General features: G+C 57.2%; 21 protein-coding genes and 1 pseudogene. 14 read left to right on the top strand and 8 right to left on the bottom strand.

What is annotated here, in order from left to right; genetic code table 11:
- Positions 1–23 precede the first annotated feature (23 nt).
- The 4 genes from soxR (at position 24) to KHQ24_RS14405 (ending at position 4,944) form a co-directional block, all read left to right on the top strand.
- Positions 24–482 carry a redox-sensitive transcriptional activator SoxR gene (soxR, locus tag KHQ24_RS14420; RefSeq protein WP_004206331.1) on the top strand — a complete coding sequence of 153 codons (459 nt, stop codon included), beginning with the start codon at positions 24–26 and terminating at the stop codon, positions 480–482.
- Between the two features lie 259 nt (positions 483–741).
- Positions 742–1,410, top strand: coding sequence for a glutathione S-transferase family protein (locus tag KHQ24_RS14415; RefSeq protein ID WP_017900107.1), 669 nt, complete (start codon positions 742–744; stop codon positions 1,408–1,410).
- A gap of 390 nt (positions 1,411–1,800) precedes the next feature.
- Positions 1,801–3,150, top strand: coding sequence for an NCS2 family permease (locus KHQ24_RS14410; protein ID WP_017900106.1), 1,350 nt, complete (start codon positions 1,801–1,803; stop codon positions 3,148–3,150).
- Between the two features lie 147 nt (positions 3,151–3,297).
- Positions 3,298–4,944, top strand: a complete 1,647-nt coding sequence (locus tag KHQ24_RS14405) for a Na+/H+ antiporter (RefSeq protein ID WP_004206334.1) — start codon at positions 3,298–3,300, stop codon at positions 4,942–4,944.
- 154 nt (positions 4,945–5,098) lie between these two features.
- On the opposite strand, the gene KHQ24_RS14400 is transcribed toward KHQ24_RS14405, so the two are convergent.
- Positions 5,099–5,980 (bottom strand): LysR family transcriptional regulator, encoded by an 882-nt coding sequence (locus KHQ24_RS14400; RefSeq protein ID WP_004177821.1) that lies wholly within the window; start codon positions 5,978–5,980, stop codon positions 5,099–5,101.
- A gap of 105 nt (positions 5,981–6,085) precedes the next feature.
- Here KHQ24_RS14400 and KHQ24_RS14395 point away from each other — a divergent pair, with 105 nt between their 5' ends.
- The 7 genes from KHQ24_RS14395 to KHQ24_RS14365 all read left to right on the top strand — a co-directional run bounded on the left by KHQ24_RS14395 (position 6,086) and on the right by KHQ24_RS14365 (position 13,231).
- The gene (locus tag KHQ24_RS14395; RefSeq protein WP_002885086.1) at positions 6,086–6,493 is read left to right on the top strand and encodes a CidA/LrgA family protein; all 408 of its coding nucleotides are present in this window, start codon (positions 6,086–6,088) and stop codon (positions 6,491–6,493) included.
- The gene (locus tag KHQ24_RS14390) at positions 6,490–7,179 is read left to right on the top strand and encodes an LrgB family protein (RefSeq protein WP_002885088.1); all 690 of its coding nucleotides are present in this window, start codon (positions 6,490–6,492) and stop codon (positions 7,177–7,179) included. Before KHQ24_RS14395 ends, KHQ24_RS14390 begins: the two co-directional genes overlap by 4 nt.
- Before the next feature lie 510 nt (positions 7,180–7,689).
- Entirely contained in the window at positions 7,690–8,247 is a 558-nt protein-coding gene (locus tag KHQ24_RS14385; RefSeq protein ID WP_004192602.1) for a fimbrial protein, read from the top strand.
- Between the two features lie 60 nt (positions 8,248–8,307).
- Positions 8,308–8,997 carry a fimbrial assembly chaperone gene (locus KHQ24_RS14380; protein WP_004186536.1) on the top strand — a complete coding sequence of 230 codons (690 nt, stop codon included), beginning with the start codon at positions 8,308–8,310 and terminating at the stop codon, positions 8,995–8,997.
- Positions 8,951–11,530 (top strand): fimbria/pilus outer membrane usher protein, encoded by a 2,580-nt coding sequence (locus tag KHQ24_RS14375; RefSeq protein WP_049093116.1) that lies wholly within the window; start codon positions 8,951–8,953, stop codon positions 11,528–11,530. The genes KHQ24_RS14380 and KHQ24_RS14375 overlap by 47 nt, the downstream gene beginning before the upstream one ends.
- A gap of 35 nt (positions 11,531–11,565) precedes the next feature.
- Positions 11,566–12,114 (top strand): fimbrial protein, encoded by a 549-nt coding sequence (locus KHQ24_RS14370; protein ID WP_004151734.1) that lies wholly within the window; start codon positions 11,566–11,568, stop codon positions 12,112–12,114.
- Between the two features lie 19 nt (positions 12,115–12,133).
- Entirely contained in the window at positions 12,134–13,231 is a 1,098-nt protein-coding gene (locus KHQ24_RS14365) for a type 1 fimbrial protein (RefSeq protein WP_002885139.1), read from the top strand.
- 47 nt (positions 13,232–13,278) lie between these two features.
- Here the strand turns inward: KHQ24_RS14365 and actP are convergent, their stop codons facing one another.
- The 3 genes from actP to acs all read right to left on the bottom strand — a co-directional run bounded on the left by actP (position 13,279) and on the right by acs (position 17,385).
- Entirely contained in the window at positions 13,279–14,931 is a 1,653-nt protein-coding gene (actP, locus tag KHQ24_RS14360; protein ID WP_048295748.1) for a cation/acetate symporter ActP, read from the bottom strand.
- Positions 14,931–15,242, bottom strand: coding sequence for a DUF485 domain-containing protein (locus KHQ24_RS14355; protein ID WP_004206350.1), 312 nt, complete (start codon positions 15,240–15,242; stop codon positions 14,931–14,933). The genes actP and KHQ24_RS14355 overlap by 1 nt, the downstream gene beginning before the upstream one ends.
- A 184-nt stretch (positions 15,243–15,426) precedes the next feature.
- Complete coding sequence (gene acs / locus KHQ24_RS14350) at positions 15,427–17,385, bottom strand: acetate--CoA ligase (RefSeq protein WP_211777332.1); 1,959 nt, start codon at positions 17,383–17,385, stop codon at positions 15,427–15,429.
- Positions 17,386–17,485: 100 nt separating this feature from the next.
- Between acs and KHQ24_RS14345 the strand changes: the two are divergent.
- A pseudogene (locus tag KHQ24_RS14345) lies at positions 17,486–17,686 on the top strand (hypothetical protein).
- 111 nt (positions 17,687–17,797) lie between these two features.
- Positions 17,798–19,111 carry a glutamate/aspartate:proton symporter GltP gene (gene gltP, locus KHQ24_RS14340; protein WP_004206354.1) on the top strand — a complete coding sequence of 438 codons (1,314 nt, stop codon included), beginning with the start codon at positions 17,798–17,800 and terminating at the stop codon, positions 19,109–19,111.
- Between the two features lie 34 nt (positions 19,112–19,145).
- Here the strand turns inward: gltP and KHQ24_RS14335 are convergent, their stop codons facing one another.
- Together KHQ24_RS14335 and fdhF are read right to left on the bottom strand one after the other, a co-directional pair.
- Positions 19,146–19,832, bottom strand: a complete 687-nt coding sequence (locus KHQ24_RS14335) for a tetratricopeptide repeat protein (RefSeq protein ID WP_004206356.1) — start codon at positions 19,830–19,832, stop codon at positions 19,146–19,148.
- Between the two features lie 204 nt (positions 19,833–20,036).
- A complete protein-coding gene (gene fdhF / locus KHQ24_RS14330; protein WP_077598907.1) occupies positions 20,037–22,184 on the bottom strand; it encodes a formate dehydrogenase subunit alpha in 2,148 nt (715 codons plus the stop codon).
- 272 nt (positions 22,185–22,456) lie between these two features.
- Here fdhF and KHQ24_RS14325 point away from each other — a divergent pair, with 272 nt between their 5' ends.
- Entirely contained in the window at positions 22,457–23,185 is a 729-nt protein-coding gene (locus tag KHQ24_RS14325) for a response regulator (protein WP_004206359.1), read from the top strand.
- Positions 23,186–23,235: 50 nt separating this feature from the next.
- Here the strand turns inward: KHQ24_RS14325 and KHQ24_RS14320 are convergent, their stop codons facing one another.
- Positions 23,236–24,243 (bottom strand): carbohydrate kinase family protein, encoded by a 1,008-nt coding sequence (locus KHQ24_RS14320; RefSeq protein ID WP_017900095.1) that lies wholly within the window; start codon positions 24,241–24,243, stop codon positions 23,236–23,238.
- 74 nt (positions 24,244–24,317) lie between these two features.
- Complete coding sequence (locus KHQ24_RS14315; protein ID WP_004206362.1) at positions 24,318–25,259, bottom strand: ABC transporter substrate-binding protein; 942 nt, start codon at positions 25,257–25,259, stop codon at positions 24,318–24,320.
- Positions 25,260–25,262 lie beyond the last annotated feature (3 nt).

Here is a 25,262-nt window from a genome sequence, read left to right as displayed (position 1 = left end):
GTTAACTTGAGGTAAAGCGCTTTATGGAAAAGAAATCACCCCGCATCAAAATGCTGCTGACGCCCGGGGAAGTGGCAAAACGAACCGGCGTGGCGGTCTCGGCCCTCCATTTTTATGAGAGTAAAGGGCTGATCCATAGCCAGCGGAATGCCGGCAATCAGCGGCGCTACCGGCGCGATGTCCTGCGCGCGGTGGCGATTATCAAAATTGCGCAACGTATCGGCATCCCGCTGGCCACCATCGGCGACGCGTTTGGCGTGCTGCCGGAAGGGCACAATCTCAGCGCAAAAGAGTGGAAAATGCTGTCATCACAGTGGCGCGAGGAGCTTGACCGGCGTATCCACACCCTGACGGCGCTGCGCGACCAGCTCGACGGCTGCATTGGCTGCGGCTGTTTATCGCGGCGCGATTGCCCGCTACGCAACCCGGGCGATAAGCTGGGGGAAGAGGGGACCGGCGCTCGGCTGCTGGAAGAGGAGTGATAAAACTAAAGCGCCACAACTGGGCGCTTTAGTTGTTTTCCGGTCTTGGTCTTTCGCATTATCTCGTTGGTTCACGAGAGGGTTTCCCCCGACGTCGACGTCCCTCAGTATTGCGCAATCTGTTGATGGAGGTTCCGGTTTGCGTCGACACTTTAACTATGGCATCTGCCGCCGTTTTTTCCTCACTATTTTGCCGAAATTTTCCCGGCAATCAGCGCCTGTTCCTATAGTTAATTTGAACAAACGACGGGAGAGGCCCATGCTGACGGTACACCATCTTAATCAGTCACGATCGCAACGCGTACTGTGGGCGCTGGAGGAGCTACAGCTGCCTTATCAGATAGTCCGCTATCAGCGGGAAAAGTCGATGCTGGCGCCAGCGGCATTGAAGAAAATCCACCCGCTGGGTAAATCGCCCGTGCTGGAAGACAACGGCTATGTGCTGGCGGAGTCCGGAGCGATCCTTGAGTATTTGCAGGAGAGTTGGGACAGCGATGGGCTGCTGAAGCCGCAGGGCACAGATGACAAACTGCAGTACCGCTTCTGGCTGCACTATGCCGAAGGTTCGCTGATGCCGCTGCTGTTAATGAAGCTGGTGTTCGCCAGCCTCGGCAGACCTCCGGTGCCCTTTGGCGTCCGCTCGCTGGGCTCGCTGCTGGGCAAAGGTATCCAGAAAGCGTGGCTCGATCCCCAACTGGCCACCCATGCGCGGTTCATTGACAACCATCTGGCCACGCGGCCATGGTTTGCCGGCGAGCAGCTGAGCATGGCCGATATCCAGATGAGCTTCCCGGTGATGGCGCTGTTGTCCCGCGGCGGCATGGATGATCTTCGCCATATCGAGGCCTGGCGACAGCGGGTGGAGCAGCGCCCGGCCTGGCAGCGGGCCATCGAGCGCGGCGGCCCCTTCACCTTACCCGGCGCCTGAGGTATCAGCGGATCCGATGACGCGGCTAAATGAAAGCAACTGACTAAAAAATTGTTAGCGGATTGCGCATGGACGATAACGTTTGCGCATCAGCTGGTTATTTTCTGTTCGTCATAAGCGAAATTTAGTGAAATACGATAAACATCGGTTGAAAAGGGTTATCTAAAGGCCGGATAATCGTTTGCCTTTCTGTTTTGCTCCCTCTTTTATCTGCTATCCAGGGGGAGGAGACAAGGTTGACACACCGTAGTGTATGCGTGGAGTTAAACGTTTGCTTTTTTGCAGCCCCCCTGGCGCTGCGATTCGGTACAAGGAGATCGCGTTTAACTGGCAGTGGAGGGTCCACCACGCATACCAACGAACAATAAAAATTTTCAGGGGAAGTTTTCTATGTCTACGCCTTCAGCGCGTACCGGCGGTTCATTAGACGCCTGGTTTAAAATTTCGGCGCGCGGCAGCACCGTGCGTCAGGAGATTGTTGCAGGTCTCACTACCTTTCTGGCGATGGTGTACTCCGTCATCGTAGTGCCGGTAATGCTCGGTAAAGCGGGCTTCCCGCCGGCCGCGGTATTTGTTTCCACCTGTCTGGTGGCGGGCGTTGGCTCGCTGGCGATGGGGCTATGGGCGAATCTGCCAATGGCCATTGGCTGCGCTATCTCGCTGACCGCCTTCACCGCCTTCAGCCTGGTGCTGGGGCAGCACATTAGTATTCCGGTGGCCCTCGGCGCAGTATTCCTGATGGGTGTCCTGTTTACGGTGATTTCGGCAACCGGCATCCGCAGCTGGATCTTGCGCAACCTGCCGCAGGGTGTGGCACACGGTACCGGGATCGGGATTGGCCTGTTTCTGCTGCTGATCGCTGCCAACGGCGTTGGTCTGGTGATCAAAAACCCGCTGGATGGTCTGCCGGTGGCGCTGGGCAAATTTGCCAGCTTCCCGGTGGTGATGTCGCTGATTGGCCTCGCGGTGATCATCGGTCTGGAAAAAATGAAAGTACCAGGCGGTATTCTGCTGACCATTATCGGCGTGTCGATTGTCGGCCTGATTTTCGATCCGAACGTCCATTTCTCCGGGATTTTCGCCATGCCATCCCTGAGCGATGATAAAGGCAACTCGCTGATCGGCAGCCTCGACATCATCGGCGCGCTGAACCCGGTCGTGCTGCCCAGCGTGCTGGCGCTGGTGATGACGGCGGTCTTTGACGCCACCGGTACTATCCGCGCGGTGGCCGGCCAGGCAAACCTGCTGGACAAAGATGGGCAGATCATTAACGGCGGTAAAGCGCTGACCACCGACTCCCTGAGCAGCGTCTTCTCCGGTTTAGTCGGGGCGGCGCCAGCGGCGGTGTATATCGAATCGGCGGCGGGTACCGCGGCCGGCGGTAAAACCGGGCTGACCGCGGTGACGGTCGGTGTCCTGTTCCTGCTGATCCTGTTCCTCTCTCCGCTCTCGTATCTGGTACCACCTTACGCGACGGCACCGGCGCTGATGTACGTCGGCCTGCTGATGCTGAGCAACGTGGCGAAAATCGATTTCAATGACTTCGTTGACGCGATGGCTGGCCTGATCACCGCGGTGTTTATCGTGCTGACCTGTAACATCGTGACCGGCATTATGATCGGTTTCGCGACCCTGGTGATCGGCCGCCTGGTCTCCGGCGAGTGGCGTAAGCTGAACCTCGGCACGGTGATTATCGCGGTGGCGCTGGTGGTCTTCTACGCCGGCGGATGGGCGATTTAAACCCTTTGTGCTCCTCACGGGCGGCTCAGGCCGCCCGTTTTATTTTTAAGCCACATCCTGTTTCCATTTGCGTTAATCTGGGTAGCGTATGATTCACAGGCAAGACGCCTCACAGGTATAAAAGAAAACGCAGCAAACAGGGAACACATGGAAATATTCTTTACCATCCTCATCATGACCCTTGTGGTCTCACTCTCCGGGGTAGTGACGCGCGTACTGCCCTTTCAGGTTCCACTCCCACTGATGCAAATCGCCATTGGCGCGCTTCTGGCGTGGCCGACCTTTGGTTTGCACGTTGAATTTGATCCAGAGCTGTTTCTGGTCCTGTTTATCCCGCCGCTGCTGTTCGCCGACGGCTGGAAAACGCCGACCCGCGAATTCATTGAGCACGGGCGCGAGATCCTTGGCCTGGCGCTGGCGCTGGTGGTCGTGACGGTGGTCGGCATCGGCTTTCTGATCTACTGGATTGTGCCGGGCATTCCGCTTATCCCGGCGTTCGCGCTGGCGGCCGTACTGTCGCCGACCGATGCCGTGGCGCTCTCGGGTATCGTCGGGGAAGGGCGGATACCGAAAAAAATCATGGGCATTCTGCAGGGTGAGGCGCTAATGAACGACGCCTCCGGCCTGGTCTCGCTCAAGTTTGCCGTCGCGGTGGCGATGGGCACCATGGTCTTTACCGTCGGCGGCGCCACCGTTGAGTTTCTGAAGGTGGCGATTGGCGGCGTGCTGGCCGGGTTTGTGGTGAGCTGGTCGTATGGCCGCTCGATGCGCTTCCTCAGCCGCTGGGGCGGGGATGAACCCGCCACGCAGATTGTCCTGCTGTTCCTGCTGCCGTTTGCCTCCTATCTGATTGCCGAACATATCGGTGTCTCCGGCATCCTGGCGGCGGTAGCGGCGGGGATGACCATCACCCGTTCCGGCGTGATGCGCACCGCGCCCTTGGCCATGCGCCTGCGCGCCAACAGCACCTGGGCAATGTTGGAGTTTGTCTTCAACGGCATGGTCTTCCTGTTGTTGGGCCTGCAGCTGCCGGATATCCTCTCCAGTTCGCTGGTAGCGGCGGAGGCCGACCCCAACGTTGAGACCTGGATGCTGTTTACCGACATTATCCTGATCTATGCCGCGCTGATGCTGGTGCGTTTTGGCTGGCTGTGGTCGATGCGTAAGCTCAGTCAGCGCTTCCTGAAGAAGAAGCCGATGGAGTTTGGCTCCTGGACCACGCGCGAGCTGCTGATCTCCTCCGTTGCCGGGGTGCGCGGGGCGATTACCCTCGCCGGTGTGCTCTCCATTCCTCTGCTGCTGCCGGACGGGAATGTCTTTCCGGCGCGCTATGAGCTGATTTTCCTCGCCGCCGGGGTGATCCTGTTCTCGTTGTTCGTTGGGGTGATTGCGCTGCCGATCCTGCTGCGTCACATTGAATCGAGCGATAATGTGCAGCAGCGGAAAGAGGAGCGTCTGGCGCGGGCGGCGACGGCGGACGTGGCGATTGTGGCGATCCAGAAGATGGAAGAGCGGCTGGCGGCGGATACCAAAGAGAATATCGATAACCAGCTGCTGACCGAAGTCAGTTCGCGGGTGATCGGTAACCTGCGCCGGCGCGCCGATGGGCGTAACGACGTGGAAACCTCTATGCTCGAAGAGAGTCTGGAACGCCGCTTCCGCCTGGCGGCGCTGCGCTCTGAGCGCGGCGAGCTGTATCATCTGCGCGCCACCCGGCAGATCAGTAACGAGACGCTGCAGAAGCTGCTCCACGATCTCGACCTGCTGGAAGCGCTGTTAATCGAAGATCAATAACCTGTCATCCGGATAGCGCGACGCTTAACTGGCGAGACTGCAGTAAATGTGTAGCCCCGGTAAGCGTTAGCGCGACCGGGGGAAACCCGGGCAGCGGCGCAAGCGCCTGACCCGGGCTACCCCTTCCCTTGCGGAACGCGTTGTCACCAGGGAATTATTCCAGCCAGAACGCTTTGCTGCACGCCAGCCAGGCCTCAGCGCTGCGCGACATATATACGCCTTCCCGCCAAATCATCCCCAGCTCCCAGCGCAGCTCGCTTTGCAACGGGATCCAGCAAAAATTCTGCCGGTCGAGACGCTGGCAAATCGGTTCCGGCAGGATCGCTACGCCAATGCCCGCCTGCACCATGGCGGCGAGAAAATCCCACTGGCCGCTGCGCACCGCGATACGTGGCTTCACGTCATGCTCGGCAAACAGCCGCATCAGCTGCTGGCTAAGGGCAAATTCCTCGTTGTAGATAACCAGCGGATGCGACGCCAGCTCGGCCGGCGAGAGCGAGGTTTTACCTTCCCACTCCGCGGTTCTTGGCGTCAGGACGCACAGCGGGTGATTGAACAACGGCAGAATGGTGAGGCTGCTATCCTCCTCGACAGGCAGGGCGGTCATCGCCATATCAAGTTCGCCATTGCTGACCGCCTGCTGGACCGTCAGGCCGCCAAACTCGGCGATCTTCAGCTCGACGCCTGGATAGCGCTGGCGGAAGCGACTGATCGGCTCGGCCATCAGCATCCCGACCATCGGCGGAATGCCAAGCCGCAGCACCCCTTTATGCAGGTGGTTGATATCGCTCAGCTCTGACTCCAGCTGGCTGAACTCGCCCAAGATCGCCTGGCCGCGTTCAAAAACGACGCGCCCGGTATCGGTGAGCAGTAGTTTGCGGCCGTCGCGGATCAACAGCGTGCAGTTCAGCTCATCTTCGAGATTCTTGAGCATCTTGCTGATGGTGGGCTGTGTGACAAACAGCTTTTCCGCCGCGCGAGTAAAACTCTGCTGACGAACCACTTCAACGAAATAGCGCAGCGTTCGGATATCCATAATTATTCCCTGAGACTATACCTGCGATGATTTTAATTCATTTCTGTCCGCTTCGGCGGCTCTCTATACTGCTCGCCTGACTTCTTTTTTTCAGGACTATCGCACATGGCCTTCGCGCCAGCTCGCGTTGCCCCCGCCGTGGCGCAACGACTTCAGATCCCGGTACAGGTACTTCTCTACGTCGGGTTATTCATCTTCGCACAATATCTGGTGAACAGGTGGCAGGTACCGCTGCCGGCTAACCTGGTCGGCATGGTGATGCTCCTGCTGCTGATCGTCTGCCGGGTGATACCGGTAAGCTGGGTGCGCGCCGGCGCCCGCTGGCTGCTGGCGGAGATGCTGCTGTTTTTCGTCCCGGCGGTGGTCGCGGTGGTGAACTACGCCCAGCTGTTGATGGTCGATGGTTGGCGGATATTTCTGGTGATTGCCTTAAGCACGCTGATGGTGCTCGGCGCCACCGCCTGGGTCGTTGACAAGGTCTATCGTTACGAAGTGGGCAGGTTAAAAAAATGAGCGATGCCGTGCTGAGTATCCTGTGCCTGGTGGCGACGCTGGTCCTCTATTACGCCAACAAAAAACTGTATCGACGTTTTCATAAACTCCCTCTGATGCCGCTGGTGTTCACGCCGATCCTGCTGGTGCTGATTCTGGTGGTAGGCCATATCTCTTATCAGAGCTATATGGGAGAGACCCACTGGCTGCTGTGGCTGCTGGGCCCGGCGACCATCGCCTTTGCCGTTCCGGTGTATGAAAATGTCGCGGTGATTAAACGCCACTGGATGTCGCTCAGCGCCGGGGTGGTGACGGCGGTAGTGGTGGCTGTCACCAGTTCCGTATGGCTGGCGCGCGGGTTTATGTTGTCTGATGAAATTCAGCGTAGCCTGGCGGTGCGCTCGGTGACCACGCCCTTTGCGCTGGCGGCGGCGAAACCGCTCGGCGGTCAACCCGATCTGGTGGCGCTGTTTGTGGTGATCACCGGCGTGTTTGGCATGGCGGTGGGAGATATGCTGTTCTTACGTCTTGCTATCCGGGAGGGGATGGCGAAAGGAGCCGGGTTCGGCGCGGCTTCCCATGGTGCGGGAACGGCGCGCTCGTATGAGCTGGGCCAGCAGGAGGGCGTGGTGGCCAGCCTGGTGATGATGCTGTCAGGCGTAGTGGTGGTGCTGGCTGCGCCGGTCGTCCGCTGGCTGCTGTTTTAACATTATCGCCAGAGTGAATGTTAATAAATATTGAGGAGAGGAATAGCTATCGGCTATTCCCTGTTTTTGTTATTGATGTATTTAACGGTTCATCATAAAAGATTAAGCCAATTCTTATATCAGCACTGACTTTGTAACTAAATGTTTCTCTGCATGCCCGTATTTAATTATGGGGTAAATATTATATAAATATCCAATTATCTTTGCGAATTTTATAACTTTATAACTATTTGATTTTTATGGTTTTGAGTATGGCCACTCATGCGTTGCGATGTTATGTCGCAAAAAATCAATTTTTACATTAATAATTGAGTTCTTACCTCATGCTAGTTATTATTTTTACGCGAGCTTGTATTATTGAATGGATTCAAATGCTGGTCGTTTATTTATGAATAATATTAATTGTCATAAACCATATGTCATGTAAATACATGCATGACGCCGCGCTGCTTGAATTTCATTCTCTAATATCGCTGCATAAAGCAATTGACGGACTGATTGTCGTTTATAATGGATATGGGAATAAATATGAAGATGAGTAAAAAATTTCTGGCGGGTGCCCTGATTTTCTCTGCCTGCAGCGCGCTGTCTACCGTTGCGCAGGCTGATAACACCATTACCTTTAATGGTATTGTTTCCGATACCACCTGTACGGCGACCATTGATGGCGGTGTAACGGCTATTGATATGGGCACCACCTCAGTGGCGGATCTGAAAGCGTATACCTTCGGCGCTGCCAAGAACTTCTCCTTTAGCTTAGCTGATTGCCCGACCGCGGAAGAAGGTGGCAACAGTATCGCCCGCGTCACTTTTGGCGGTGTTTCCGATACCGCGAACAGCGATTATTTTAAAAACCAGGCAACTGATGAGCCGGCAACCGGCGTCGCTGTGGCCCTTTTCGACGAAGCGGGCAATGTGATGAAGAATAACGAAGAGGGTTCTGATGTTGATATCTCTTCGGGTGCAGCAACCATTCCGTTCACCGTTAAAATGGTGAAATCGGGTGATGCCGATCCGACGAAAGGTACCGTTCAGACAACCGTGACTTATAACGTGACCTATCATTAATTCGGCTTCTTGTTGAATGGAGAAAGGGGAATCGCCTGCTATTCCCCTTAAATTAAACATATGAGATATCCTTTTTTTGCGATCGGTTTATTGCTGTCTTCTTCCTTCGCGCAGGCCAGCGTGGTCGTTGGCGGTACGCGTCTGGTTTTTGATGGTACGAAAAATAACGCTGTAATAACGGTTGAAAATAAAGATCAGAACAGCAATATCGTTCAGTCCTGGCTCTCGGTGGTTGATGCAGCCTCACCCGCCAAAGACGCATTTATTATTACGCCGCCGCTGTTTCGTCTCAAAGCCGGGGAGAAAGGATTTGTCCGCGTAGTTCGATCAGGAAAGAAATTACCCGACGATCGCGAGTCGATGTTTTGGCTCAATATTAAAGGGATCCCGGCAACAGAGTATGTACCTGATAAGAATGTCGTACAGTTTGCGATTAATTCGAAAATAAAATTGATTTATCGACCCGCTGCGTTAAAAGGTAATACACCGGAAGCGTACGCTGAAAAATTACAGTGGGGGAAAGAGGGGACGTCGGTGACGGTAAAAAATAACTCACCGCTGTATATGAATTTCTCACAGGTTAGCCTTAACGGTAAAAATATTTCTGGCGCATGGTTTGCTGCCCCGTTTTCCACTTTAAAAATACCCGTGAAGAGTAGCCTGTCGGCGACAGGAAAAAAAGAGATCACATGGAGCGTGATTAATGATTATGGTATGTCAGGGAAGAAATATACCGCTATCATTCAGTAGCGTTGAGCTGCTATTTTCAACTAAAAGTATCTGCGTCGCTATTATTCTGTGCCTAAGTACTCTGCCCTCTCGCGCGGAGGCCGGCGAATATTTCAACCCAAATTTACTCGAAGTCGCCGAGAGTCCTGCGGCTTCGGTTGATCTATCCTATTTTTCGCAAGATGGCATACCGCCGGGCACCTATCACCTGGATGTTTACATCAACGATAAGTACGTCAGTTCAGACTCGCTGACTTTTCAGGAAATTAGCCATGACGCAGGCGCGACTGCTTCTCCCTGCCTGTCCGCGGAGTATCTGAATTCATGGTTGATTAATACCACCGCCTATCCGCAGTTGTTCGAGGCAGGGGAAACCTGCGCCCGGCTGTCGGCGATCCCCGGGATGACGTTCTCGGTATCTCTTGCCCAGCAGCGGATTGATTTTACCGTGCCGCAGGCCGCCATGCTGAATCGCCCCAGAGACTATATTCCCGAGAGCCAGTGGCAACAGGGGATCAATGCCGGTCTTCTCAACTATAGCGTCACCGGGCAGCGTAATGCGCCGCGGCATAACGGCGCCACTATCGACAGTCAGTTCGTCAGCCTGCAGCCAGGGCTGAATCTGGGACCATGGCGCCTGCGCAACTACAGCACCTATAGCCACAGCGATAACAACAGCCGCTGGGAGTCGGTTTACTCCTATCTTGCCCGCGATATTCACACCCTACGCAGCCAGCTGGTGGTCGGTAATACGTATACCTCTTCCGGCATTTTCGACAGTTTGAGTTTTACCGGTCTGCAACTCAGTTCGGACAAAGAGATGCTGCCGGATAGCCTGCATGGCTTTGCGCCGACGATTCGAGGGATCGCGCGCACCACCGCGGAGGTCTCGGTTTATCAGAATGGTTACAGCATTTATAAAACCACCGTCGCTCCCGGCGCCTTTGAAATTAACGATCTGTACGCCACCGGCAGCGCCGGCGACCTGTACGTCAACATTAAAGAGTCTGACGGCAGCGAGCAAAACTTTGTGGTGCCTTTCGCGTCGCTGGCGATCCTGCAACGTGAGGGCCAGCTGGACTATGCGCTGAGCAGCGGCAGGACGCGATCGGGTAGCTCCGACGATAAAGAATATAACTTTATTCAGTCTTCCCTGGCCTATGGCGCCACCAGCAACATCACTTTTTATACTGGTTTCCAGCAGGCGGAAGATAAATACACCAACCTGTTGTTAGGCGCTGGCTTTAACCTCGGTACTATCGGTGCGCTGTCGTTTGATGGCTCTCAGTCGTGGGCCGACGTGAAAACCAGCGATACGGCCTCGTCAACCAGTAAAGAGCAAGGGCAATCGTATCGCGTCCGCTTCAGTAAAAGCTTTCTGCAGACGGGCACCAGCTTTTCCGTGGCCGGTTATCGCTACTCCACCTCGGGATATTATTCGTTTCAGGACTTTGTCGATAACTCTTCCACACAGCGCGACTGCTGTACGCAGAGCGGCAGAACGAAAGGCCGGTTTGACGCATCGTTGTCGCAGACGCTGTTTGGCTATGGTTCGCTCTCGCTTTCGTTGGTCAATGAGACCTACTGGGACAGTTCGCGTATGGAATCGGTGGGCGTGGGCTATAGCGGGTCGATTGGCAAGGCCTCCTACTTTATTAACTATTCCTATAACCGCAATGTGCAAAGCATCGATGACAGCGACAATAACCGGCCGGCCAGCGATACCGTCATCTCCCTGACGTTAAGTATTCCGCTTGGCGAGACGCTCTCGGCAAATTACACCATGAACCATGGTCGACATAACGATACCACGCACAGCGTGGGGCTCAACGGCTCGGCGTTTGAGGATCGTTCCCTGAACTGGAGCGTACTGGAAGGGTACAACACGCAGGATAAAAGCACCTCCGGCAACCTCAGCGTCAACTACCAGGGCTCGAAAGGGGATGTAGCTGGCGGCTATGGCTACGACCGCTACAGCAATCACTACAACTATTCGCTGCGCGGGGGCATGGTCGCCCATGCGGGCGGACTCACGCTATCACGCTTTCTGGGCGAGAGTTCTGCGCTGGTCGAAACGCCTGGCGTCAGCGATGTGACAGTGCGCGGTCAGACAAACGTGACGACGGATGCCGCCGGATATGCGGTGGTGCCTTACGTCCGTCCGTACCATCGTAACAGCCTGGCGCTGGATGAACAGGAAATACCTGGCGCTGAAGTGGATAACGTCGCCAGAACGGTGGTTCCGACGCGCAATGCGATCGTCAAAGTGAAGTACGACACGCGAATTGGCTATAAGGCGATGCTCACCCTGCGTACCCGCAATGGCGTGGTGCCTTTCGGCGCGCTGGTGACCCTCGATAATGATCACGGTAGCGCGTCGCGCAGCAATATCGTTGGCGATGAGGGGCAGGTGTATCTAACGGGGCTGCAGAAAAAAGGCCAGCTGTTAGCGCGCTGGGGGGAGAAAAGCAGTGAGCAGTGCACCGTTCATTATGACTTCTCCGGCATGGCCCTTGGCGACGATATTCTGTTCTATCAGGCCGAATGTCGGTAATGGATGCAGGTTTTCAACATGGAAGAGGGGCTGATATGAATATGCGAGACGGCAGCACAAGGGGCCTCCTGGTGGCCATTTTGCTGCTCTCCCTTCCGGCGCTGGCTTATGAGGGCAGCAGCACGGTCAATTTTAACGTCACGGGCACCATCGAAGCGCCTTCCTGTGAGGTGGCCGTGGAGCCGTCGAACAGTATCGATTTAGGCACCGTCTCCTCGCAGACGTTCTCCGGACATGCCGGGGCGAGCGGCGCCAGCGTGCCGGTTAAGCTGGTCTTTTCCAGCTGTTCCGCCGATGCGTCGGCGGTGACCATCGCGTTTAGCGGCACCAGCTTCGATAGCACCCACGCTTCAATCTATAAAAACTTCCAGACTGGCAGCAACGGTGCCAGCGGCGTCGGTTTGCAGCTGCAGAGCATGGCCGACCAGCAGCCCCTTGGCCCCGGCGACCAGTATCTCTATACCTTTGGGGACGATGCGGATATCCATACCTTTAATATGGTGGCACGTATGTTTTCGCCTTATGGCCAGGTAAGGTCCGGGATGGTCGGGTTTACCGCCACGTTCGATGTGGCCTACAAATAACGTTTCGACAGGGATGGGTATGAAAAAACTGATCTTATTGCTCATATTGGCACTGTGTCCCGTCTATAGCTGGGCGGCCTGCACGGGAACCAACTATGGCGATGTCTCGATGACCAACCTGCCGGAAAAGATCCTGGTCAATGCCGGGAGCTATACCGCAGGGACGGTACTGTATGACTCGGGGAAGATTACGCGCTCGCAAACGGAATTGCTTAACTGTGAGGGGAGCACCTACGCGGTTTTTGCCTGGTCCTCGAACAATGCCGGGGCACTGATAGGGGATAATATCTATGCCACCTCGGTGCAGGGGATCGGTATCCGCGTCAAGGTGTGGCTCAATATCAGCGGTGAATATGGCGATGACACCGATGATTTCAGCCCCGACTCGCAGGTGCATTATATTGGTGATGTGAATTATTACCTCGGAAAGCCGACAGGTCTTTTCGACTCTTTCGCGTCGACTCATTATACCCCAGCGTATCAGCTGCAGCTGGTGGCCACCGGCGGCGCCATCGCCAGCAAGAGTCAATTATCGTTCAGCGACCCGGTGGCCACGGTATCGGCCAAGGATAAAAAGGGGACCATCGCTATTTCACAACTGCACATCAGCGGCACCACCAGCATCCAGCTAATCCCGATGGGGTGTATTGTCGGTAGCAATAATCTCAGTTTTTCCATGGGCAGCATCAATGCCAGTGAGTTTAATACCGCGACGAAGGTGGGTAGCGCGCGGCAGTCTCTGAGCCTCTCCTGCGAGCCGGGAACTAACGTTTCGATGCGTGTGGCGGCTGCTTCTGCAAGCGGGGATAACCCTGACAATACGGTGATGGCCCTCACGGCGGAACAGAATGCCGCCACTGGCGTGGGAGTGCAGTTAAATTTGAATGGCAAAGCACTGCCGTTAAATACCGATATCAGCCTCTATACTTCGAGCCGCGCGACGGTGACCAACAGCGGCGCGGATGCCAGCTACAGCTATTTCACCAACCCCGACAGCCCCGGAGGCGCAGCGGCCATGCAGACGCTCGCCTTATCCACTAACTATTACAGGACGGGGAGCGCGGTGACCGCGGGGACAGCCAACGCCACCGGGGTGATCACCTTTACTTATAACTGAGGGGGAGAATCCCTTCCCCGAACGATGCCGGGGAAGGGAGAGGACAATTAATGCGCCTGGCCGCGTTCGATACCGATCCCGGTTTGTGAACGGATAAACTGGGCGCGGAACTGCTCGCGCTCGCGCATCCCTTCCGGTGAGTTATCGGTGGCGGAGAAGACCCAGATGCCAATGAACGCGATGGCAATGGAGAACAGCGCCGGATATTCATACGGGAACAGCGCTTTCTCATGGCCGAGGATCTGCACCCAAATGGTAGGGCCGAGGATCATCAGAATGACCGCAGTCAGCAGGCCCAGCCAGCCGCCGACCATCGCGCCGCGGGTGGTCAGCTTCGACCAGTACATCGACAGCAGAATAATCGGGAAGTTACAGCTGGCGGCGATGGAGAAGGCCAGGCCGACCATGAAAGCAATATTCTGATTTTCAAACAGAATACCCAGCAGAATGGCCACCACCCCAAGGATCAGCACGGTGATCTTGGAGACCTTCAGCTCCTGACGCTCGGTCGCCCCTTTACGGAAGACGTTGGCGTACAGGTCGTGCGACACCGCCGAGGCGCCCGCCAGCGTCAAGCCAGCGACCACCGCCAGAATAGTGGCGAAGGCGACCGCGGAGATAAAGCCGAGGAACAGGTTGCCGCCCACCGCATCCGCCAGATGCACCGCCGCCATATTATTGCCGCCGATAAGCTGCCCGGCCGCGTCTTTGAACACTGGGTTCGCGCCGACCAGCATGATGGCGCCGAAGCCGATGATAAAGGTCAGAATATAGAAGTAGCCCATAAAACCGGTGGCGTAGAACACGCTTTTACGCGCTTCTTTGGCGTCGCTCACGGTAAAGAAACGCATCAGGATATGCGGCAGGCCGGCGGTACCAAACATCAGACCGAGGCCAAGGGAGAGCGCGGATATCGGATCTTTCACCAGCCCGCCTGGGCTCATAATCGCCGCGCCTTTCGGGTGGACGGCCATCGCTTCGGTAAACAGATTATTGAAGCTGAAGCCGACGTGCTTCATCACCATAAAGGCCATAAAGCTGGCGCCGAACAGCAGCAGAACCGCTTTGATAATCTGCACCCAGGTGGTCGCCAGCATGCCGCCGAACAGGACATAGAGCACCATCAGGACGCCCACCAGCACCACCGCAACGTGATAGTTAAGGCCGAACAGCAGCTGGATCAGCTTGCCGGCGCCAACCATTTGGGCGATCAGATAGAGGGCCACCACCACCAGCGAGCCGCAGGCGGAGAGGGTGCGGATCGGTCCCTGTTTGAGACGATAGGACGCCACGTCGGCAAAGGTGTAGCGGCCAAGGTTGCGCAGACGTTCGGCAATCAGAAACAGGATAATCGGCCAGCCGACAAGGAAGCCCAGCGAGTAGATCAGACCGTCGTAACCGGAGGTATACACCAGCGCGGAGATACCGAGGAACGACGCTGCCGACATAAAGTCGCCGGCAATCGCCAGCCCGTTCTGGAAACCGGTGATATTGCCGCCGGCGGTGTAGTAATCGCTGCGCGAACGCACCCGTTTTGACGCCCAGTAAGTGATGTACAGGGTCAGGGCGACGAAAATCAGGAACATGACAATCGCTTGCCAGTTGGTCGGCTGGCGCTGTACCGCGCCGGTAATGGCGTCTGCGGCCTGAACGCCGAGGGGCAGCAGCGTGGCGGCGAGCGCCGTCAGGACTCTCTTGATCATGCTTTTACCTCGTTGAGAACGCTCTTGGTCAAACGGTCAAATTCACCGTTGGCCCGCCAGACATAAATACCGGTGAGAACAAACGAAATGACGATCACCCCGATGCCCAGCGGGATCCCGCGGGTGACGCTGGTCCCGGCGTGCAGCGGCGTGCCGAGCCAGCCTGGCGCGAAGGCGATAAGCAGAATAAAGCCCACATAGATCACTAACATAATCACTGACAGAATGGCGGCAAACCGTTGCCGTGATGCTACCAGCTCCCTGAAATGCGCACTATTTTCTATCCGCTGACAAAGTTGTTCATTCATCTTAGCGTCTCCAGAGGTCTCCCTTTCGTCATCCACGCAGCGGACGCTGGCGACAGCAACCCCTCCGGCGTTAAAGGCCGGGATACGGTTCGCTGACGGCGTTCCTGCGAGTGAAATCCTGGGGGAGGGACTTATTTTTATCCTCTCCCCGGTGGGGGAGAGGGTGTAGGGAATCGGTCCTTACTTAAGAAGGCATGGTAATGGCCTGCTTCTCTTCGAGCAGTTTTTCCACTACGCCAGGATCGGCGAGAGTCGAGGTATCGCCGAGGTTGCTGGTGTCGCCCGCGGCGATCTTGCGCAGAATGCGGCGCATGATTTTGCCCGAGCGGGTTTTTGGCAACGAATCGGTCCAGTGCAGAACATCCGGCGTCGCCAGCGGGCCAATCTCTTTACGCACCCAGTTACGTACTTCCGCATACAGCTCCGGCGTCGGTTCTTCACCGTGATTGAGCGTCACGTAGGCGTAGATAGCCTGGCCCTTGATGTTGTGCGGAATACCGACCACTGCCGCTTCGGCGATTTTCGGGTGCGACACCAGCGCCGATTCGATCTCGGCAGTACCCAGACGGTGGCCGGAGACGTTCAGTACGTCATCCACGCGGCCGGTGATCCAGTAATAGCCATCTTCATCTCGGCGCGCGCCGTCGCCGCTAAAGTACATATTTTTGAAGGTGGAGAAGTAGGTTTGCTCAAAGCGCTCATGATCCCCGAACAGGGTACGCGCCTGGCCGGGCCAGGAGTCGGCGATGGCAAGATTGCCCTCGGTGGCGCCATCCAGCGGCAGCCCTTCGTTATCCACCAGCACCGGCTGAACGCCGAAGAACGGGCGGGTAGCGGAGCCAGCCTTCAGCTCAATCGCCCCCGGTAGCGGGGTGATCATAAAGCCGCCGGTTTCGGTCTGCCACCAGGTGTCCATCACCGGGCACTTCTCGTTACCGATCTTCTTCCAGTACCACTCCCAGACTTCCGGGTTAATGGGTTCGCCGACCGAGCCGAGAATGCGCAGCGAGGAGCGGTCTGTGCCTTCGATAGCCTTGTCGCCTTCCGCCATCAGGGCACGGATCGCCGTCGGAGCGGTATACAGAATGCTGACCTTATGCTTATCGACGACCTGGCACATACGCGCCGGGGTTGGCCAGTTCGGCACCCCTTCGAACATCAGAGTGGTGGCGCCGCAGGCCAGCGGGCCGTACAGCAGATAGCTGTGGCCGGTGACCCAGCCGACATCGGCGGTGCACCAGTAAATATCGCCCGGGTGGTAATCGAAAACGTATTTAAAGGTGGTGGCCGCGTAGACCAGATAGCCGCCGGTGGTGTGCAACACCCCTTTCGGTTTACCGGTGGAGCCAGAGGTATAGAGGATGAACAGCGGATCTTCGGCGTTCATCTCGACGGGGCGGTGTTCGGCGCTGGCGTTCACCATCAGATCGCTCCACCACAGATCGCGGCCTTCCTGCCAGTCGATTTTACCGCCGGTACGTTTCAGGACCACGACGTGTTCAATGCTGTTTACGTTCGGGTTTTTCAGCGCGTCATCGACGTTTTTCTTCAGCGGGATGGCGCGACCGGCGCGCAGCCCTTCATCCGCGGTGATCACCAGGCGCGAGCTGGAGTCGATAATGCGTCCGGCCACTGCCTCCGGCGAGAAGCCACCGAAAATCACCGAGTGGATGGCGCCGATGCGGGCGCAGGCCAGCATCGCCACCGCGGCTTCCGGCACCATCGGCATATAGATGGCGACCACGTCGCCTTTTTTAATCCCGAGGCCGAGCAGCACATTGGCGAAGCGGCACACGTCCGCATGCAGTTCACGGTAGGTGATGTGCTTGCTCTGGCTGGCGTCGTCGCCTTCCCAGATGATGGCGGTTTGATCGCCGCGCTCGGCGAGGTGGCGGTCGAGGCAGTTGGCGGCGAGGTTCAGGGTGCCGTCTTCATACCATTTGATGGAAATGTTACCTGGCGCGAAGGAGGTATTCTTCACGCGGGTGTAGGGGCGCATCCAGTCAAGGATTTTCCCCTGCTCGCCCCAGAATGTATCAGGGTCGGTTATGGATTGTTGATACTGCGCCTTGTACTGATCCGGGTTAATCAGGCAACGTTCCGCAATGTTAGCGGGAATAGGGTGTTTGTGTATTTGGCTCATGGCTTTTTTTCTCCTTTGAACTTGTTAAATATATGTCAAACAAACGTTAAGAGTAGGGGTTTTGACAGCTTTGTTTGTTAATTGGGGGGCAGATCACGCAATGATTCAACTGAGTGAAATTTCGTCAAATGAAACTTTGAAGTGAAATAATTACGCAAATGAATTTATAGAAATGGATGGTGTGAAATATTTTTTATTACAAATACTTATGCAAGGTAACTGGGGGAAATTCGCTGCTTTATGCAGAAAAGCAGAGGAAAGCCCTGTTCTTAAAGGCTTGCGCAGCATGCCGTGCAAATGATACTGATATTGCGCGTTAAATAACCCCACAAAGCAACGCAACACAATTCATACCCCCTGCAGTGGGTACCATGACGAAAAGGAATGGTGCCTTTCATTGAGGAAGTCAGTAGTGAAGAAAACAAAAAAAGTCAGTCTGGCCTGGCAAATTTTGCTAGCCCTGGTGCTGGGTATCCTTCTGGGCAGTTATCTGCATTACCACGCCGAAAGTCGCGATTGGTTGATTAGCAATTTGCTGACACCGGCGGGCGATATCTTTATCCATCTGATTAAAATGATCGTGGTCCCGATTGTTATTTCGACCCTGGTGGTCGGGATTGCCGGCGTGGGCGATGCCAAACAGTTAGGCCGGATCGGCGCCAAAACGATTATCTATTTCGAAGTGATCACCACGGTGGCGATCGTGCTGGGTATCACCCTGGCCAACGTCTTTCAGCCGGGAACGGGCATTGATATGTCGCAGCTGGCGGCGGTTGATATTTCGAAATACCAGAATACCACCGCTGAGGTGCAGAGCCATGCGCATGGCCTGATGGGCACCATCCTGTCGCTGGTGCCAACCAACATCGTGGCATCGATGGCGAAAGGCGATATGCTGCCGATTATTTTCTTCTCGGTGCTGTTTGGTCTGGGGCTCTCCTCGCTGCCGGCGACGCACCGTGAACCGCTGGTGACGGTCTTCCGCTCCATCTCCGAAACCATGTTCAAAGTCACCCATATGGTGATGCGCTATGCGCCGATCGGGGTGTTCGCCCTGATTTCAGTGACCGTCGCCACCTTCGGGTTCGCCTCGCTGTGGCCGCTGGCCAAGCTGGTGCTGCTGGTTTACTTCGCGATCCTGTTTTTCGCGCTGGTGGTGTTGGGGATTGTCGCCCGCCTGTGCGGCCTGAGCATCTGGATCCTGATCCGCATCCTAAAAGATGAGCTGATTCTGGCTTACTCCACCGCCAGCTCCGAGAGCGTGCTGCCGCGAATTATCGAGAAAATGGAAGCCTATGGCGCGCCGGCGTCGATCACCAGCTTCGTGGTGCCGACCGGCTACTCCTTTAACCTCGATGGCTCAACGCTGTATCAGAGCATTGCGGCGATCTTTATCGCCCAGCTCTACGGCATCGACCTCTCCATCTGGCAGGAGATCACCCTGGTGCTGACCCTGATGGTGACCTCGAAGGGGATCGCCGGCGTGCCGGGCGTCTCCTTTGTCGTGCTGCTGGCCACCCTGGGCAGCGTCGGGATCCCGCTGGAAGGCCTCGCCTTTATCGCCGGCGTTGACCGTATCCTCGACATGGCGCGTACCGCGCTGAACGTGGTGGGCAATGCGCTGGCGGTGCTGGTTATCGCCAAGTGGGAGCATAAGTTCGACCGTAAAAAAGCGCTGGCGTATGAACGCGAAGTGCTGGGCAAGTTTGATAAAACCGCCCAATAAAACACAAAGCCCGGCGCGAGCGCCGGGCTTTTTCTTATCCTTTACTGATCCTGTCAAACTCTTCGCAGCCGGTATCAAACCCCTCAAGACAGCTAACGTTCAGCCAGTGCAGCGCCTTCTGCTTATTCGGTTCGATAAAGCCTTTCTCCCCCTGCTGGAACATCATCCCGGCCCAGTATTCGGCATAGCCGGTCCGCGAGAGCGCTGAGCTGCCTTTGAAGTATTCGCTCGCTTTCACATCATCTTCCGGGCCGTGCACACCGCTGGCGTAGATCAGCCCGAGCAGCATCTGGGCGTCTACCGCCGCATCGCTTTCGCTGTCCTGGGCGGCATCCTGCAGGAGCGTGATGGCGTGCGCCACGTCGGTGGGACCGGCCTGACGGTTCACCAGCACCCGCGCGAGGACGATTTCCCCGGATTTACTGCCGGCCTTAACGGCTTTTTCCGCCAGCTGGCGGGCCTGCGGATAGTCCGCCTGCTGCGGATTGCGAATTTTGAGCTGCGCCAGCAGGGCCAGCGCGTCACCATCGCCTTGCGCCGCTGCTTTCTGGGCCCAGAATTCGGCTTTCTGATAATCGCCGGAGCTGACCCAGGTATCCGCAAGGTAATATTGCGCGCGACGATCGCCGGCTTCCGCCTGCTGTTGATACTGACTGCCGGGTTCGGTGGCCACCGCTGCGCCGCTGGTGAAAACCAGTAAAAATAAAAAGAGGTATTTCATTTGTATTTATTATCAGCAAGGAACATAGCGCGCAGTATAAAGGGAGGCGAAAAAGAAGAAAATGGCGGGAATTAGCGGGGTGAATACCCGGATAGCGGCGCGTAGCGCCTTATCCGGGCTACGGTTCGGTATTCGGTTGGTAGCCCCGGTAAGCGTAAGCGCCACCGGGGAGGGTTCCCGGATATCGGGTATGGCCGTCGAACCTTAACCCATCGCGCTTTCGCGCAGGCGGGATTTCAGCTTGTTGTACTCGTCGATCACGTACTGTTCCGCCGCGCGCTGATCGGCAATCCGCTCAACGTTGACCGCGCAGTACTTGTACTCCGGCGTTTTGGTTATTGGGCTCAGGTTCTCCGACACCAGCTCGTTACAGGCGCCAATCCACCACTGGTAGGTCATATACACCGCGCCTTTATTCGGCCGGTCGCTGACCTGCGCGCGGGTGATGATCCGACCCTTGCGCGAATTCACCCACACCAGCGCTTCATCCTCAATGCCTAACCGTTCGGCGTCGGCGGTGTTGATTTGCGCATAGCCAGGCTCATCCGCCAGCGCCGCCAGCGCCGCGCAGTTACCGGTCATTGAACGGCACGAGTAGTGGCCGACTTCGCGCACCGTCGACAGCACCATCGGGTACTCGTCGGTGAGCTTATCGATCGGCGCGACCCAGTCGCAGGTGAAGAACTGCGCCAGCCCGTTCGGGGTATCGAACTTCTCTTTAAACAGATACGACGTCCCCTGATCGGCGTCGGACTCATCGCGGCACGGCCACATCACATAGCCGAGCTCACCCATTTTCTCGTAGGTGGCGCCGTAGAAGTCCGGGCACAAATGCCGCAACTCGTCCCAGATCTCCTGGGTGTTGTTGTAGTGCATCGGATAACCCATCCGGGTAGCGATTTCGCTGATGATCTGCCAGTCGGTTTTCAGATCCCACTTCGGCTCCACGGCTTTAAAGAAGCGCTGGAAGCCGCGGTCCGCTGCGGTGTACACGCCTTCGTGCTCGCCCCACGACGTGGACGGCAGGATGACGTCGGCCGCGGAGGCGGTTTTGGTCATGAAAATGTCCTGGACGATCACCAGTTCCAGATCGTCGAACGCTTTGCGCACCGCTGACAGTTCAGCATCGGTCTGCAGCGGATCTTCACCCATAATGTACGCCGCCCGCACTTCACCGTGCGCCGCGCGGTGCGGCAGCTCGCTGATGCGATAGCCGGTATGCGCCGGCAGGCTGTCGACGCCCCAGGCTTTGGCGAACTTCTCGCGGTTTTCCGGGAACTTAACGTACTGGTAGCCTGGATAGGTATCCGGCAGCGCACCCATATCGCAGGCGCCCTGGACGTTGTTCTGGCCACGCACCGGGTTGACGCCGACGCTCGGTTTGCCGAGGTTGCCGGTGAGGATCGCCAGGCTGGTCAGGGAACGCACGGTCTCCACGCCCTGGTAGAACTGGGTAACGCCCATGCCCCACAGAATGGCGGCGGATTTGGCGCTGGCGTACATCCGGGCGCAGGCGCGGATCTCCTGGGCGCTGACCCCGGTGATCTCCTCCACCGACTCCGGCGTGTAGCCTTCAACGATTTTGCGATACTCCTCGAAGCCTTCGGAACGGCTGGCGACGAAGGATTTATCGTACAGATCCTCTTCAATAATCACGTGGCCAATCGCGTTGAGCAGCGCGATATTCGAGCCGTTCTTCAGCGCAATGTGCATATCGGCGATGCGCGCGGTTTCAATTTTGCGCGGGTCGCAGACGATAATTTTCGCCCCGTTGCGTTTAGCGTTAATGACGTGATTCGCCACGATAGGGTGGGAATCCGCCGGGTTGTAGCCGAAGATAAACACCAGATCGGTGTTATCAATCTCTGTGATGGCATTACTCATGGCGCCGTTACCGACCGACTGGTGCAGACCTGCAACCGAAGGGCCGTGTCAGACGCGAGCGCAGCAGTCGACGTTATTGGTACCAATAACGGCGCGCGCGAATTTTTGCATCACATAGTTGGTTTCATTACCGGTGCCGCGGGAGGAGCCGGTGGTTTGGATCGCATCCGGGCCATATTTGGCTTTAATGGCGCTGAGGCGAGTGGCGACGTAATCCAGCGCCTCATCCCAGGAGACAGCTTCCAGCTTGCCGCCGCGTTGACGACGGATCATGGGGGTTTTCAGGCGCGGCGTCAGGATCTGGGTATCGTTAATAAAGTCCCAGCCATAATAGCCTTTCAGGCACAGGGTTCCCTGGTTGGTTTTCCCCTGCGCCGCTTCAGCCCGAACGATTTTGCCGTTATCGACCACCAGATTGATTTTGCAACCTGATGCGCAATACGGGCAAACCGTGACGACTTTTTTCATCGGTCTTGCTCCAGTTATTCAATGGGCGCGTTTGCGCTATCGCGCCGTCACTATGCATCTTCTATGCCATATTTTCATTGTGGGTATTCCTTGATGATACGCGGCTTTTTTGGGCGAAATGCTGACGAAAAACAGCCTGTCGACAGATTTGACGTGTCGATACCCTGGAGATGTGACGGCGCTTGAAAAAATGTCACCGGGAGAGGAATTTGTCGGCGCAGCCTTGCAGAATCGATCAGACTGACACTAACTCCCCGCGGGCAGAGGCAAAGATGAAACCGGTCATTTTAGTGGTCGATGACGACATAGCGATGGGCGAGCTGCTCAGAGATGTGCTCGGCGCGCACGCGTTTGAGGTGCTGGTCTGCCAGACCGGCGGCGACGCGCTGGCGACGGTGGCGCAGCGGGCGGACATCGCGCTGGTTTTGCTGGATATGATCCTGCCGGATACCAATGGCCTGCAGGTGCTTCAGCAGCTGCAGCGCACCCGGCCGGAGCTGCCGGTGGTGATGCTCTCCGGCCTGGGCAGTGAGTCCGATGTGGTGGTGGGCCTGGAGATGGGCGCCGATGATTACATCGCCAAACCGTTCAGTTCGCGGGTGGTGGTCGCCCGGGTGAAGGCGGTGCTGCGGCGCAGCGGGGCGCTGGCCAGCGAGGCGCCGGGCGTCGCCGCCGGCCTGACGTTCAACGGCTGGCGGCTGGATACCACCCGCTGTGAGCTGTATAACCCGCAGCAGCAGGCGATCCCGCTGACCCAGGGAGAATACGGTTTGCTGCTGGCGCTGGCGCAGAACGCCCGCCGGGTACTGAACCGCGAACAGTTGCTGGCGCTGACCCATACCGAAAGCACCGAGGTGTTCGACCGCACCATCGATGTGCTGATCATGCGCCTGCGGCGCAAAATCGAGCTGAACCCGCATCAGCCGACGCTGATTAAAACGCTGCGCGGCCTGGGCTATGTCTTTTCCGCCGACGTGACCCACAGTGAGAAGGCGGCATAGTGCGGGAAGCTGTCTAACCGGCCTGGCCATTGCTGGGGGAGTCAACCCTTCTAATTATTTTGCAACTGAATAAACGTCTGTAGCTCAGTGAGCGTTTTGGCGCCGTCGATCGCATTGGCAGCCTGCAGGCTGGCGCGGGCGCAGGCGTGGGCCAGCTGCAGACTGTCGGTTAACGGCCAGCGTTCGTGGCTGCCGTACAGCAGGCCGGCGCAGAAGGCGTCCCCGGCGCCGACGCTGCCGACAATCTCCTCCGGCGGCAGCCGCCATGACGGCACCCAGCGCCCGGCTTCGGTACGTGAGACGCCCCATGCCCCCTCCGGGCAGTGGATCACCACCCGTTGGCGCACGCCGGCGTCAAGCAATGCGCTGGCGGCGCTGGCGATATTGGCGACGTGCGGCTCGCCGTTGGGTAGCCGAATCTCCAGCCCGCTAAACTCGCTGGCTTCCAGTTCATTGATGGTCAGGTAGTCAAGATGCGCCAGCGCCGGCAGGACCAGCGGGCGGTAGCGCGGGTCGCCCTTGCGCGACACCAGATCGAGGGAAACCTCATAGCCTCGCTCGCGCATCTGCGCCAGCAGTCGCGCGCTGCGGGTGCCGTACACTTCGTCGGGGCGATCGAGACTCTCAAGCAGCAGCAGATAGCCGAGATGGAAAATTTTCAGCGGCGCATCCAGCGGCTCAAAGGCCGGAAGGTCAAGCAGGCGGTTGGCGCCGGGGGAGTGAAAAAAGGTACGCTGACCGTCAGCGTCGGTCATCACCTGAGTCATCGAGGTGGGGGCAGAGCTGGTGCGCTGCACGAGCTGGCGATTGATATGGTACTGATCGAGCATGGCGGTAATGTAGTCGCCATCGTTATCCTCGCCAATCAGGCCGACCGCCTGCAGCGGCAGGCCGGCGTGCATTTTGGCCAGGGTCAGCAGGACGTTCAGCGGCGCGCCGCCGGTGGCGCGTTCGCTATGCATAATCTCCACCAGCCAGCCGCGCTCCGGCCACTGTCTGATCTGGTGGACATGATCGACCAGCATGTTGCCTGCGGCAATAATGCCTTTACGTTCCATGATCGCTACTCCGCGCCGTCATACTTGTTAAGCGTAGCGCACAATCGGCGGAACGATCGTGCGCCCGGTTGCGCTTATTTCACGGTCCAGCCTTTGTAAGAGCTGACGTTGTTTTTGTCGATCATGGTCACCGGGATCAGCACCGGCGCGGTTGGGGCCGGTTTGCCCTGCAGGATGTTGTAGCCAATTTCCACCGCCTTCGCCGCCATCACCTGGGGATCCTGCGCCGGCGTTGCGACAAACAAGGAGTTCTTACGCTTCAGCGCCTCTTCGCCGTCCGGGCTGCCGTCGACGCCGACGATGAAGAACTCGCTGCGCTGCGCCTGTTTCGCTGCCAGATCGGCGCCAATCGCTGTCGGATCGTTGATCGCGAACACGCCGTCAATCTTCGGATTGGCCGCCAGCAGGGAGGTCATCACCTCCAGTCCGCCTTCCCGGCTGCCTTTGGCGTTCTGGTTGGAGGACAGAATTTTTATATCCGGGTGTTTTTTGAACTCCGTTTCGCAGCCTTCGACGCGGTTTTGTACGGCGGAGACCGGCGGCCCGTTGATGATCACCACGTTGCCTTTGTTGTTCAGACGATCGCTAATGTATTTACAGGCCAGCTCGCCCGCCTGGGTGTTATCGGAGGTGATGGTGGCGTCGGCCCCTTCGGCGGCAACGTCAACCGCCACCACCACGATCCCGGCCTCTTTGGCCCGTTTCACCGCCGGGCCAATGCCTTTCGAATCGGCGGCGTTGAGGATAATCATATCGACTTTGGCGGCGATAAAGTTATCGATCTGCGCCACCTGCTGGCCCAGATCGTAGCCGCTGGAGACCAGCGTCACTTTGACGTTATCCCCCGCCAGCTTGCGGGCCTCCAGCTCCGCGCCCTTGGTGATCTGCACAAAGAACGGGTTGGCAAGGTCGCCCACCGTCACGCCAATCGCTTTCAGCTCTTTGGCCGACGCAAAAGGGGAGGCGGCCAGCAGCGCGCCAGCACACAGCGCGGTGACTATCGGTTTTAAACGCATTCG

The sequence above is a fragment of the Klebsiella sp. 54 genome, from assembly GCF_018223875.1.
Classification (GTDB): domain Bacteria; phylum Pseudomonadota; class Gammaproteobacteria; order Enterobacterales; family Enterobacteriaceae; genus Klebsiella; species Klebsiella quasipneumoniae.
Note: the sequence above shows the minus strand (reverse complement) of the source record. Positions and strands in the feature narration are given on the sequence as shown.

What these genes read in the sequence shown, in the direction of transcription:
- soxR (WP_004206331.1), top strand. Translation starts at nt 24, where the DNA reads ATGGAAAAGAAATCACCCCGCATCAAAATGCTGCTGACGCCCGGGGAA.
- KHQ24_RS14415 (WP_017900107.1), top strand. Translation starts at nt 742, where the DNA reads ATGCTGACGGTACACCATCTTAATCAGTCACGATCGCAACGCGTACTG.
- KHQ24_RS14410 (WP_017900106.1), top strand. Translation starts at nt 1,801, where the DNA reads ATGTCTACGCCTTCAGCGCGTACCGGCGGTTCATTAGACGCCTGGTTT.
- KHQ24_RS14405 (WP_004206334.1), top strand. Translation starts at nt 3,298, where the DNA reads ATGGAAATATTCTTTACCATCCTCATCATGACCCTTGTGGTCTCACTC.
- KHQ24_RS14400 (WP_004177821.1), bottom strand. Translation starts at nt 5,980, where the DNA reads ATGGATATCCGAACGCTGCGCTATTTCGTTGAAGTGGTTCGTCAGCAG.
- KHQ24_RS14395 (WP_002885086.1), top strand. Translation starts at nt 6,086, where the DNA reads ATGGCCTTCGCGCCAGCTCGCGTTGCCCCCGCCGTGGCGCAACGACTT.
- KHQ24_RS14390 (WP_002885088.1), top strand. Translation starts at nt 6,490, where the DNA reads ATGAGCGATGCCGTGCTGAGTATCCTGTGCCTGGTGGCGACGCTGGTC.
- KHQ24_RS14385 (WP_004192602.1), top strand. Translation starts at nt 7,690, where the DNA reads ATGGATATGGGAATAAATATGAAGATGAGTAAAAAATTTCTGGCGGGT.
- KHQ24_RS14380 (WP_004186536.1), top strand. Translation starts at nt 8,308, where the DNA reads ATGAGATATCCTTTTTTTGCGATCGGTTTATTGCTGTCTTCTTCCTTC.
- KHQ24_RS14375 (WP_049093116.1), top strand. Translation starts at nt 8,951, where the DNA reads ATGATTATGGTATGTCAGGGAAGAAATATACCGCTATCATTCAGTAGC.
- KHQ24_RS14370 (WP_004151734.1), top strand. Translation starts at nt 11,566, where the DNA reads ATGAATATGCGAGACGGCAGCACAAGGGGCCTCCTGGTGGCCATTTTG.
- KHQ24_RS14365 (WP_002885139.1), top strand. Translation starts at nt 12,134, where the DNA reads ATGAAAAAACTGATCTTATTGCTCATATTGGCACTGTGTCCCGTCTAT.
- KHQ24_RS14355 (WP_004206350.1), bottom strand. Translation starts at nt 15,242, where the DNA reads ATGAATGAACAACTTTGTCAGCGGATAGAAAATAGTGCGCATTTCAGG.
- acs (WP_211777332.1), bottom strand. Translation starts at nt 17,385, where the DNA reads ATGAGCCAAATACACAAACACCCTATTCCCGCTAACATTGCGGAACGT.
- KHQ24_RS14335 (WP_004206356.1), bottom strand. Translation starts at nt 19,832, where the DNA reads ATGAAATACCTCTTTTTATTTTTACTGGTTTTCACCAGCGGCGCAGCG.
- KHQ24_RS14325 (WP_004206359.1), top strand. Translation starts at nt 22,457, where the DNA reads ATGAAACCGGTCATTTTAGTGGTCGATGACGACATAGCGATGGGCGAG.
- KHQ24_RS14320 (WP_017900095.1), bottom strand. Translation starts at nt 24,243, where the DNA reads ATGGAACGTAAAGGCATTATTGCCGCAGGCAACATGCTGGTCGATCAT.
- KHQ24_RS14315 (WP_004206362.1), bottom strand. Translation starts at nt 25,259, where the DNA reads ATGCGTTTAAAACCGATAGTCACCGCGCTGTGTGCTGGCGCGCTGCTG.